Annotated in this window: 8 protein-coding genes; all 8 read right to left on the bottom strand. The window is 55.0% G+C overall.

The annotated features are described in order from the left end of the window. Positions 1-479: 479 nt before the first annotated feature. Positions 480-2,489: a family 10 glycosylhydrolase gene (locus tag QMO62_RS13335; RefSeq protein WP_284641544.1), complete on the bottom strand. Its 2,010-nt coding sequence runs from the start codon at positions 2,487-2,489 to the stop codon at positions 480-482. 71 nt (positions 2,490-2,560) lie between these two features. Further along, a complete protein-coding gene (locus QMO62_RS13340; protein WP_284641546.1) occupies positions 2,561-4,090 on the bottom strand; it encodes a type 2 periplasmic-binding domain-containing protein in 1,530 nt (509 codons plus the stop codon). A 73-nt stretch (positions 4,091-4,163) separates the two neighbouring features. Beyond that, complete coding sequence (locus QMO62_RS13345) at positions 4,164-6,194, bottom strand: alpha-amylase family protein (RefSeq protein WP_284641548.1); 2,031 nt, start codon at positions 6,192-6,194, stop codon at positions 4,164-4,166. 71 nt (positions 6,195-6,265) lie between these two features. Continuing rightward, positions 6,266-7,147 carry a carbohydrate ABC transporter permease gene (locus QMO62_RS13350; protein WP_284641550.1) on the bottom strand — a complete coding sequence of 294 codons (882 nt, stop codon included), beginning with the start codon at positions 7,145-7,147 and terminating at the stop codon, positions 6,266-6,268. An 18-nt stretch (positions 7,148-7,165) separates the two neighbouring features. After that, a complete protein-coding gene (locus tag QMO62_RS13355; protein WP_284641552.1) occupies positions 7,166-8,134 on the bottom strand; it encodes an ABC transporter permease in 969 nt (322 codons plus the stop codon). Positions 8,135-8,344: 210 nt separating this feature from the next. Continuing rightward, positions 8,345-10,660, bottom strand: a complete 2,316-nt coding sequence (locus QMO62_RS13360) for a helix-turn-helix domain-containing protein (RefSeq protein ID WP_284641554.1) — start codon at positions 10,658-10,660, stop codon at positions 8,345-8,347. Between the two features lie 229 nt (positions 10,661-10,889). Then, a complete protein-coding gene (locus tag QMO62_RS13365; RefSeq protein ID WP_284644939.1) occupies positions 10,890-11,381 on the bottom strand; it encodes a substrate-binding domain-containing protein in 492 nt (163 codons plus the stop codon). A gap of 15 nt (positions 11,382-11,396) precedes the next feature. Further along, complete coding sequence (locus QMO62_RS13370; RefSeq protein ID WP_284641556.1) at positions 11,397-11,930, bottom strand: LacI family DNA-binding transcriptional regulator; 534 nt, start codon at positions 11,928-11,930, stop codon at positions 11,397-11,399. Between the last annotated feature and the right edge of the window lie 75 nt (positions 11,931-12,005).

Consider the following 12,005-nt stretch of genomic DNA (forward strand, 5'->3'; position numbering starts at 1 on the left):
TGGATACCTCTAATCGCACATCTGCCATTATCCGAGTATCCGAGCCATAGAGCACGAAATACCGGCCATACGGTCAGTCTAATCGCAAATTTGCCGCTACACTCACCATTTTCAGCCCGCTGGATACCTGTAATCGCACATCTGCCATTATCCGAGCCATAGAGCACGAAATACCGGCCATACGGTCAGTCTAATCGCAAATTTGCCCCTACACTCACCATTCTCGGCCCGCTGGATACCTGTAATCGCACATCTGCCATTACGCGTTTCCAACGGGCCGTAGGAAATAAAACCATATTCCATATAAATATCAAGAATTTTGTTTGGGATCACGGGTTTTTGCGCTTCTGCACTTTAAGCAGCTTTGCGTCCCCTTATGGGTCACGCGGCGGCCAGCAAGCTAGCGCTGAAATGAGCCGTACCTCGGGCGACACCGAGAGCTTGCCGTTTTATAGCAGCACTCTGGACATGCAGCGCCGTTACGTCCGAATCACAATCGCTGCAAAATCCTTCAGCTCCCCCAGCCGAATTGTTATTGCCCGATCCGTGTTAGTATAATCTACCTTCGACTTCGTCACCAAATTCTCAGCCCCTTGACAATCTCCCAGCCCGCGAAGCGACAGCTCGATTCCGTACACCGGAAGCGGCTCGAAATACGTTACGCCGTTAAACCCGGACAGATTGAGCAGATGGAGCAAATACGCGCCGTCATCCAGCCTGTGGAAAAACACCTCCACAGAAGGAGGAGCATTCGTACTAAGCTTCCACGGCCCCTCTGCCGCTTGCTCCAGAAGGTCAAGCACCACGTGTTTATGGTCGGCGAAGCCGTGCTGGTAATACAGCGTACCGGGCTGCCACGGAAGGATTATGGCTCTTCCCTTCGTCTTTGCCGCAACCTGGGCTCCCGCCGCTTGCTCCGAGATGCGGTGTCCGAACGCCCGCTCCGGCGGACCATAGGTCGTAGGCTCCACGAGCGGCAGCTGACGTACCGCACCCGCTTCCGGCTGAAGCCGGTGGAACGGCCCGTCGAGAAAAATCCAATCCCGCTCCGGAAACCGAGGGAACACTTGCTTGTCTTCCGTCCAGAGGTAGGCCGCCTCCTGATGGTAGTGATGTGCACCCTCCACGCTCACATAGAATATGCGCCGCAAGAATGCCTGCTCCTCTGCCCCTTCGGTAAAGGCTCCTCCTGTAGCCAGCAGGCTAACACCCTGCTCATGTGCCAGCTCCAGCACTTTCAGCTCCTCCGAGGAGAAACCGGCCGTATCCGGAATAAGGATGGCCCGGTAGCCCTTAAGACGCTCTGCGTTGGCGGCAAGCGTGTTCTGGTGAATGACGTCGAAGAGGATGTGCTCCTCCTTCAGCATTTTGTACAAGCCGAAATATTCCTTCCTGTGCTTCTGCACCGGCCGTCCCGGCTTCACCAGCGCCACATCCGCCATGGAGTGAAACTGCCCGTAATACCGCTCATTGTCCTTGTGATACTTGAAAATGTCGGCGACGGTCGGCAGGTTCTCCCTGTCCGGATAATCGTCGAATACACCGATGATGCAGAAGTCGAGACCCGAACCGCTGGCCAGCCCTTCCTTCAGACGAATATTGATTTCATGGTTGGAAACGCCCGTGAAGCGGTGAACCAAATCAATCGCGTTGATGCTGCAGTTGCTGACGAGCTTATCGTCCCAGCTGTCCTCCAGCGACTGTACGTTCTCCGAGGCGGAGTACAGCCAGACGGGATGCGGCCGGTGAATGTCCGTATTCGACTCCTTGCGGACAATATCGACCTTGTACTCGTTATAGGTAGAGATGGCGATCTCCCTGTCCTTACTTTTGACGAGCTCATGGATACGATCTAGGATCTGTTTCACCGTCACGTCTTGGAACTCCTTGTACAACCGGTACACAGGATCATCGAGGCTTTCCGTCTCCGGCAGCTCCATGCCGCCGCTGAATTCCCTAAACCCGGCCTGACAGCTTTCGCAGAAGCAAATCCCGTAATGCCTCCCGCTATAGTCCCTTGTCTGGTACCCGAACATGTTGAAGAAAATGCCGTCCACTTCGTACCGGGTAAGCACCTCATCGATAACCTGCAACGAATATTCCTGTTGGTAAAAGCTATTGACGCACGTATGCACGATCCCGTGATAGTTGACCTCCTTTCCCTCCCGTGTCCGGTAGAACCATTCCGGCCGCTTCGCGAAGATCGATTCATGCGCCTTGCTGAAATCGAAACGCGCGATAAACCTCATGCCGTTCGCATGCGCCTTCTCCACAGCCTCCTGAAGCAAATCCTTGCGTTGGCCGGCAGCCCGGTAATGATATTCAAGCTCCGTCGGGTAAAAGGCCACAATCCCCCCGGCATTCATCATCAGTACGTTCGCGGATAGTTCCTTCAGCTGCGTTATTAACAAGTCCACATCCAGATTGGCATCGGATTCGCGCAAATTATTTTGAATCAGGCGCAGCCTGTTCGTTGTCCACCAAGCCATGTCCCTTTTCCTCCCCTCGTCGTAAAACGGTTACCGGGGACTCCCCCGGTAACCGCCTAAGCACAGCCGTATTATTTTTTGTGAAATTCCTTGTAGGCTTCAGCATTTTCCTGGAACGCTTTCTTCATCTCGGGCATATTGTTCAGCTTCTCCACATAAGCCTTGAACTCGTCCATGGAGATTTGGCTTACGATTGCTTTGGTCACCATCGATTTAAACTCGCTCTCATACTTCGGCCAGATGCTGTTGAAGGTCGGGGAATACACGTAGCGGAACGGATCGACCTTGCCAATCGTGTCGTACTGCTCGACTTCCTTTTTCTTCGCATCGTTGTAGGCCTTGTCGCCGGAGGCGCTCTCCACCTTGCCCCACTTCGCATAAGCGAGCACGCCTGCGCCCTTGCTTGTCGTATTGACTTCCTTGACGCCTTGGTCCGTCAATACCTTTTGCCCGCCGACCACCTTATGGTGTACGCCCTCAATGCCGTAATAGCCGAAGTCGGTCATTTCATCGGAAGCCGTGTAGTCAAAATATTTCAGCAGCTGCTTCACCTTAGCCTCAGGCACCTTCTTGCTGATGTAATACCCTCCGGATACTCCCGTTGACAGAACGATCGCATTGTCCTTCGGCCCCTTCAGGGTCAGATTGAGAATCTTCGGATTCGGCTGCGTCTTGCTGATCGAATCCTCCCATTCCTTATCCCACCATACGCTTCGCGCGTAGGAGGCCGCACGGCCGGTCTTATACAGCTCCTCGGCCTGCGTTTTCTTCATGACCGCGAACTCCTTCGACAGCACGCCGTCGGTATACAGTCCGCGGAACCAATTGACCATCTCGGTATATTGCGGAGTCAGCCGCTTATCGATCATGCCGCCCTCGCTGTTGTAGGTCGGATCCAGAGCACCGAAGCCGGCGGCGAAGGCATCGTCCCCATCGCTGATAATGACGCCGTGGCCGATCAATCCGAGCGTATCCTTCTTGCCGTTGCCGTCCGGATCGCTGTCGATGATCTTCTTCAAGGCAGCGGCGTATTCATCCAGCGTGGTCGGCACAGGGATGTTCAGCTTGTCGAGCCAATCCTTGCGGATTTTGATGCCGTTATCAATCCGGGAACGGGAGCGCGGCACCGCGTAAATTTTGCCGTCGACGGACAAGTACTTCTGCCAGTCCGGGGCCATATTCTTCTTCAGATTCGGATATTCGCTGAGATCCCCCAGGAACGGAGTGAGATCCCAGAAGGCACCGTTCTTGATCGCACTGCGCAGTGTCGGCCATGTGGAATCAGGGGAAGCCACAACCTCGGGAAGATCCGCAGAAGCGAACAGCAGATCCGCCTTCGTCTTCAGGTCGCCGTCCGGGACCCATTCGATGTCGAGCTTGCTGTTCGTGCGCTTCTGCCACTCCGTCCAGTACGCGTTGTTCATATCTGGCACTTCGTTATACAAGCCGGCAAATATTTTGATTGTCAGCGGTCCGTTATCGGTCTTCGTTCCGCCCGTTGTCCCCGCTTTCCCCGGTTCATTCGATCCGGAACAAGCAGCCAGCATGGATACAGCTACGAGACAGGAAACGGTTGCCGTGCTTTTCTTGAATGCTTTCATATATGACATCCCCCTTAAGGATTATGGTTGGTCTTGACCGGCACTAGTAAAGCCTTCGTTATTCATGATCATATCACGATTCCTCTGTTTCGATGAGCAGGCATTCCCAAATCCGCAGCTCCGGCACTTCCACATGGAGCATCCCCTCGTTGACGGAATAGGCTGGCGACTCTCCTGCAATCAGCTGCCGGACGGATTTGACGCTTTTTCCGTTCAAACGCAGCTTCGCCTGGATGCCGTACAGTGGCAGCTCGGTCGAGAGCGGCCGCCGGCCCGCGCCGTTGACCAGATGGATCAGGATGTCGGAGCCCTTCTCAAAGGCCGTCACCTGCAGCCCTTGGTAGTGACTCGTCTCCAAGAGCTTCTCATCGCCAAGCGCCAGATCGATGGCGTTCGCCAGCAGCCGGTAATGCTCATCCAGCTTAAACTCATTGATGAGATGACTGAGCGAGAACGGGAAGTACAGCGCATGGCCTTTGCCGGAAGCGGCACGCAGGGCAAGCGGAATGTCGGTATGGCTGACGGCAAGCGACGCCCGCTCCGGAGGCGCTCCTACACTTTCCATCGGTGAGAACGGCGGTACCAGTGTCGCCAGCACCTCCGTGCCCGCATCGGCCGGACGGGTATAGATCACCTTGCCGCAATGCGCAATGAGCTCCGTTTGCTCCAGGCCCTTTTGCAGCGGATTGCTGTCGCCCTCGAACCGCAAATACGATGCCGTCAAATACTCGCTGCCGTATAGCTCCCGTGAAATCCCTAACAGGGATAGCAGCTCTCTCCGCTCCGGTATCGCCCCCTCCGCCAAAATCTGTCCGCCCGCGTTCACATAGGCTGTAATCGCCTCCAGGAATTCGTCGGTATAGCTCATACCTTCAGGAATGACAAGAGCCTTATACCTCTGCAGCCTTTCCGGCGTCGCCTGCTCCAGCAGCAGCACATCGAATAAAATTTGCCGGGCAATCAGCCCGTCTGCCCAGCCCTCCGCTGAAGCGTCCGCCGTCCACATGAGGGCTACCTGCGCTACCGTTTGCGCATCCTCCATGTAGTTCTCTACCTTCTCCACATTCCGGTTGAACTCAGACACGACCTCCAAAATCCGCTTATCGGTAATGGTCTCCGGGATCCCCGTCAGTGAATGCCAGATGCTCCCGCCATGCGCAGGAATTTGCGACAGCCAGAAGCGGTATTCGGCCGGAGGCAGTCCCGTATGACGCCAATCCATCCCGGGGCTGGAGTGCACAATGCCGAACGGAGCCGGACGCTCCGGCAGCGACCTGCCCAGCTTGATGCTCAGCGCAGGCTTCCAGAACTCGGGGATGTGACGGTGGCCGAGCGACAAAATATCCTGCGGCTCGGTGCAAAGCATATCCGTCGTTTGCGCACGGTCAAACAAATTGTCCTTGTACAAATTGTAGTACAGGATCATCGGGACTTCGGGGCGGGTCTTCTTAATAATGCTGTACAGGTTATCCATGTTGTCTCTCATGCAAGTCGATGCCCACTCCGGCGCGAATTCCTTAGCGTCCTGCGGCAGTTCTCTGCCGTATACGGTCCGGTACTTCCTCCGGCAGCCCTCGCAATGGCAGGTGACATAACCCGGTGCATTAAAGAAGATGCCGTCCACATCGTATCCTTGCAGCACCTCCTCCAGTACAGGGATGGCCACGGCCTCATTGCGGTAAGCGCTGTTAATGCAGGTCGACATCAGCAGCGACCACGGGCCCGGCCTCTTGGCCCCGATGACCAAGGGCTCGCCGTCCGCTTGGCGCGCAAACCACTCGGGCCGGCTCAAGTAAGCCGAATCCTCGGCCTTACTGAAGTCGAGCCGGGCGATAAAGCGGATGTCCCTCTTGTGACACTCCTCGATCACCGCCCTTAGTAGGTCAAACGATGCCGGCAGATGCTCGTTCACCGTATGGTACGGCACCTTGGTCGGGTACCAGGCATAGATCCCCCCGACATTAAAGACAATCGTATTGCCCCCCATGCTCTTCATTTGCTCCGCCAGCTGCTCCGGATCGATCAATCCGGTATCCCGCACCTGCAGGTTCGGTTGGATGACACGCAGCGGCCTTTGCCACCATGCTTTGCGTTCTACGCTCATAGCTTCCTCCTGAATGGGGGTCCGTCAGCTCGGCTGATTCGGTACCCGCTGAATTTGAACTGCACTACCGGCTATCCCTTAACCGAGCCCAGCATCACTCCCTTGGCAAAATGCTTTTGCAGAAACGGATAGACGACGAGAATCGGGCCCATCGCCATCATGATCGAGGCCATGCGAATAGTCTCCTGCGGCACCAGCCTGTCGTCCCCGCCTCCTGATTGCCCGACGCCAATGGTATCCGAATCAATGACGAGCGTTTTGACGAGCACCTGAAGCGTCCACTTTTTGGAATCGGAAATATAAATGAGCGCATTGAAGTACGTATTCCAGTGGGATACGGCAAAAAATAACGTGAATGCCGCAATCGCCGGCAGGGACAACGGAAGAACAATGCGCAGGAACACCCCCATATCGGAGCAGCCGTCGATCTTAGCCGCATCCTCCAGCTCGCCAGGAAGCGATTCCATGAAGCTCTTGATGACAAGCAGGCTCCACGCATTCGTAAGCGACGGCCAGATCAGCGCCCAGTAGGAATTCAGCAGACCGAGCTGCTTAATCAGAAGGTAGCTCGGCACGATCCCGGCGCTGAATACGAGCGTAAAGATAACTGCGCTCAGCATCAGCCCACGTCCGGGCATCGTTTTTTTCGTCAGCGCGTAAGCGAGAGAGAATGAAACCACCAGATTCAGCACCGTTCCTACGACGGTAATAAACGTCGTGCTCTTCAGCGCATTCAAGAAGCTGTTGGTCGATAAAATGTACTTGTAAGCGGACAACGACCATTGCTCCGGAAAGATGTAAAATTCCAGCGGCACATAAGCTTCCGGGTCCGTAAACGAAACGCTGAATACATAGAAGAACGGGAATACACATACGAGAGAAATGAGGGCAAGGAGCGTGTAGTTGACATAATCGAACAGCTCCAGCTTTCTTTTCCGCGTAACAAAGCTCATGGCAGCTCCTCCTCCTTGTTAATAGATTCCTTCGTGTCCGAGCTTTTTCACGATATAGTTGGAGGTCATTACCAGCACGAAGCCAACCACTCCTTTGAACATGCCTACCGTAACCCCGGCGCTGATCTGACCCTTGAGAATCCCTTGGGTGTAAGCATAGGTATCGAATACCTCCGCCATGGAAATGACGAGCGGATTGATCATCAGCAGGATTTGCTCGAAGCCCACATCCGCCATTTGACCGAGCCGCAGAATGAGCAAGATCAGGATCGTCGGCCGGATCGCCGGCAGCGTGACGTGCCAAATTTGCCTCCACCGGTTCGCCCCGTCTACTACAGCCGCCTCATACCGCTGGGGATCGACTCCCGCCATTGCCGCCAGGAAAATGATCGTCCCCCAGCCCGCTTCCTTCCACATGTTCTGCGCCGTAATGAGCCCCCAGAAGTAATTTGGGTTCGATAAGAACGCGATGCTCTCGCCTCCGGATTCCGTAATCAGCTTGTTGATGATCCCTACATCCGTCGAAAGGATAAAGAACGTCATACTCGCCACAACGACCCAGGATAGAAAATGCGGCAGGTACACAATGGACTGATTGATCCGCTTAAAGGTCTCGTGACGCACTTCATTGAGCATCAGCGCCAAAATAATAGGAAGTGGAAACATAAAGACCAGTCCGAAAATATTGATGGCAAACGTGTTTCTCAGCATGATATAGAAGTTGCTGTCGCCAAAGAGCTCGGTAAAATGCTTCAGCCCGATCCATTCGCTGCCCCAGAAGCCGCTGTAAGGGTTGTAATCCTTAAAGGCGAGCAGCAGCCCCCACATGGGCACAAACTTGAAAACAATAAAATAAAGGATGCCCGGCAGCGCCAGCAGGTAAATGTATTTATGCTGCAGCATGCGGTCCCGGAGCCGGGACCAATAGCCTTGCCGGGGGGCAGCCGCTGCCGTCGGGCGGGGTCGGGCTCTGGAAGTCTCGATCATTTCTATGCACCTCTTTCGGTTAGTCCGGGATGAACGTTTCCCCCTGTGAGCTCATCATAAGACAGCCGAACATGGCAGCATAGCGACAATCCTTGCTTTAAACAAGCTCCGGCGGGAGCAGGTCAAAATCTGTCTTGTGCCCGGCAGCCGGCCTTTGGAACACAAAAAATCGAGGCCCGACATAAGTCAGGCCCCGATGAGCTTACGATATTACCGGTATGCGGATCGGAACATACTTGGAGTCATTTGCACCTTGCGTTGGAAAATGCGGGTAAGATTCCGCTCCGAATAGCCGATGATGCCCGCGATCTCACTGATGCTCTGGTCCGTCTCCAGCAGCAGCCGCTTGACCTCCTCCACCTTGCATTCCACGACGAAGTCGAGGAAGTTGATTCCCATTTCCTTTTTGAACAGCCGGCTGACGTACGACGGACTCATCCCGACAAGCTCGGCGCACTGCACCAGCGTTAAGTCCTCCCTGCAGTGCTCGCGAATATGCTGGCAGATTTGGCGGATCGCCGACTGCCCGTTATCGTTCAACGTTTCCTCCGTCAATCGCTTATGCAGCGGGAACAGCACTCCAGTGAACCAATCGATGATGTCTCTCGAGGTTCGCTTGCCCTCCAGCTGGCCGAACAGATTGTGCTCCAGGATATCAAGAATGCTGCCGCCCTGCTTCTCCAAGGAAGTAATAATGGCGGACAGCAGAACCGAATAGCTTTGGTGGATAAAATGATACGACTGCGACTGCTGCAGCGCTTTCGTGAACTTCTCGAGCGACTGCTCCGCCAGCTTCGTTTCCCCTTTGGACAGCGAGTCGACAATCGCCCCTTCCAGCTCCCTTGGGTAGCGGAAGACCGAACGGGTTTTCGAGCTTTCCAAATCCTCAATGTACAGAATCGAAGCCGTATCCTGGTAAATCCGGTATTGCAGCGCAACGACCGCTTCTTTGTACGATACCGGCACGTCCGCGATATGGGAGTAACAGCGTCCGATGCCCACGGATACCTCGAAGGACAAGTAGCTCTGCAGCGAATCGCATACCGATTGGGCGAAGGCGATCATCCGCTGCGGCAGCTTGCCCTGCTCCTCCATATCGTCCCATCGAATGAGGCCTACGCCTCTTCCCTCATAGGGAAAAACGTAGCCCTGCAGATCCGGATTTTTCTCCATGAGCTCCTGAATGACATTGGCCAGCGTAAACGCAATAATCGGCTTGTCGCTCGGCAGAAACCGGGTTTCCCTGATGGCATTCTCCACCTCGACGACCATGACCCCGTACGTTGCCTTCACCGTCAGTCCGTACGTTTCGCAATCATGAAGCAGCGCGTCGCTAAGAATATAATCGCCGTTTACCAGCTGCTGCAGGCAGCGCTCCCGCAAGGTCGGCTGCACCTTCTCCATATATTTGCCGAGCCTTTGGGATTCCTTGTTCAAGTAATCGAGGCAGGCCCGAATATATTCGAGCTCGTTCTCGCTTCCTTGGATGCGTCCGGCCCCAACCGATCTGCTGTGCTTGATCAGCTGTTCAATCGGGCTGTACACCCGCTTCGTGCTGAAATACGTAAACATGGCGGCGAGCGCGATGATGAAAAGCAGCGCTGTAATCGTCAGCACCCGAATCCACGCCAATTTGTCCGCAATAAGATCCTCCGGAATGACGGAGACATACGTGCGCCCGAACATGCTTTTCATATACGAGACGTGCGCTTTGCTTCCATCCTGCCGGGTCTCATAGAAGCTGCCGATGCTGTCCTCGGAAGCTGCAATCGTCTCGTAACCGGCCCATGACTCCAGATTGCCAAGGCTCTCCCCGAGCTTAAGATGACCGATCGTGCTGAGGAACACCAGCTCCTTGCCCATGGGAATGACCGCCGCCTCCTCGGGCAGGAAGCGAATAATCGCTCCAATGTCCACCTGAAGCCCCAAGATGCCCTGTGCATTACTGCTCGAGCCGACAGGCACCTTGCGGACAAACGTGATCAAGCCCTCCTGTCTGCTCGCGGGCAAGTAGGTCCACCTGGTCAGGCTTGCATCGTTCATCAGCTGCTGAATGTCCGCCTTGTATTTATATTGATCCAGCTCCATGGAGCCGTAATTGTTCGTCAGAACGACGCTTTCCAGCGTGCTGTAGAAATAAATTTCTTTAATGAAATCATTCGCATTCTTGACCAGCGTAATCTTGTTGACCAGACCCAGATGCCAGATCAGCGGCATATCTTGAATCCGCCCGGCGAACAAATCCGTGATGATCGGGTCCGCCGCCAGCTGCAGCGAGTCCTTCTCAATCCCCTGAAGCATCCGCTCCGCCCGGTCCTTGGCCAGTACGAGCGAAGATTGGCTCTCGCCAATAATCTGCTCCCTGGTCCGCTCCATCGAAACCTGGTAATACACCAGTCCCGCAATCATAATCGGTATGCATACCGACAAGCACCCGACCCAAATCAGCCGCTGCAGATAGGTCCCGCTGCGTCTGTCACGACCCAAATCAAACCATCGTCTCCAGCGGTTCAACCAGTTCTTCATGGGTCCCCCCTCCTCTGCCGGCAGCATCTTGCTCATATACAGCCTATCTTCATTGTAAAAGAAAACGCCCGATTGCAAAACCGACAGTTCTTGTTTTCATGGACCGGGGCTACGAGTAGAAGGACAAGCTGCGGGGGGAAGGCAAGAAACGTCCGACCGGACGGCAGGTGGAGCAAAAATTGTCCGGTGCGGATAAAAGACGTCATCTCCAATATCACATAAGATGACGCTAACGCTTACCCTTTACTGCCCTCACCGTTTCTCCTTCGTAAAAAGCCCCCTGCAGGCGAATATGCTCATAGGGCGCTCCCGGGTTGGCGATTCTCCAGAGCATGCGCTCGGCTGCGCGTTCACCCGCTTCCTTGACGAGCAATATCGGGCGCGTCAGCTCGGGGAAAAAGGACGGCCGCTCATGCTCCAGACTGACGAGGGATACGTCCTCCGGGATGGACAGCCCGATTGTGCTGCATGCGTAGTAGAACCAGGCAGGGTCTCGCTGCAGCGCGCAAAGAATGGCCGTCGGCTTTGTTTCAATCAGCTTCTCTCGCAGCTCCTCGATCCACTGTTCCTTCGTTGAGGGCGGCGCCGTCATGTGGGCCTTCGGATCAACCGTAAGTCCCGCTTCGTTCATCGCTTCCTGAAAGGCCTGCCAGCGCAGCCGAAAGCCGCGGTGCGACTCGATATCTCCGACATACATGATCCGGCGGTGCCCCTTGGAGATGAAGTGCCGAACCGACTAATGAACGGCGTGATATACGTCCCAGACGACGCTGTCCACCTCCACTGTATGCGGCGGGAAGTTAAGCATGAGCTTGGGAACCGGCTGCGAGAGCAGCTCCGATTCCGCTGGGAGCGGAAGGGCCGGGCTCAAAAAGAGGCCGTCGCAATAATCGAGCTCATGACGCTTCATCCATTCCCGGAACAGCTTGACGGAAGAGGCTGGAGGCACGACAACCGGAACAACCGAATGTCCGAATTCGATCATCCGTTCCTGTACCCCCGTCAGCATCAACCGGTTAAAGTGGGAATCCTCATTCAGAAGCATCATGAATCTTCGCTGCTTAACCGAATGATAGGGGATCCTTTCAACCGCCATGCTGCGTTCCTGTTCTTTCGTATGGTAGCCTAGCTCCTTCGCCTTCTCGATTACCTCCTGCCGCGTCCGCTCCGACATGCCGGGCAGTCCCCTCAGCGCCTTTGAAACCGTATGAACGGTCAGCTGCAGCTCCGCAGCGATATCCTTCAAGGTCACCGGCTTGCTCCTTCGCATCGCTTCCCACCTCCTTCAGCTTCACTTCCATTAGTGTAAGTAAAATGTAACTAAAACTCAACAAAAATGAATGCT

The organism is Paenibacillus silviterrae, assembly GCF_030167925.1.
Lineage (GTDB): Bacteria > Bacillota > Bacilli > Paenibacillales > NBRC-103111 > Paenibacillus_G > Paenibacillus_G silviterrae.

What these genes read in the sequence shown, in the direction of transcription:
- QMO62_RS13335 (WP_284641544.1), bottom strand. Translation starts at nt 2,489, where the DNA reads ATGGCTTGGTGGACAACGAACAGGCTGCGCCTGATTCAAAATAATTTG.
- QMO62_RS13340 (WP_284641546.1), bottom strand. Translation starts at nt 4,090, where the DNA reads ATGAAAGCATTCAAGAAAAGCACGGCAACCGTTTCCTGTCTCGTAGCT.
- QMO62_RS13345 (WP_284641548.1), bottom strand. Translation starts at nt 6,194, where the DNA reads ATGAGCGTAGAACGCAAAGCATGGTGGCAAAGGCCGCTGCGTGTCATC.
- QMO62_RS13350 (WP_284641550.1), bottom strand. Translation starts at nt 7,147, where the DNA reads ATGAGCTTTGTTACGCGGAAAAGAAAGCTGGAGCTGTTCGATTATGTC.
- QMO62_RS13355 (WP_284641552.1), bottom strand. Translation starts at nt 8,134, where the DNA reads ATGATCGAGACTTCCAGAGCCCGACCCCGCCCGACGGCAGCGGCTGCC.
- QMO62_RS13360 (WP_284641554.1), bottom strand. Translation starts at nt 10,660, where the DNA reads ATGAAGAACTGGTTGAACCGCTGGAGACGATGGTTTGATTTGGGTCGT.
- QMO62_RS13370 (WP_284641556.1), bottom strand. Translation starts at nt 11,930, where the DNA reads ATGCGAAGGAGCAAGCCGGTGACCTTGAAGGATATCGCTGCGGAGCTG.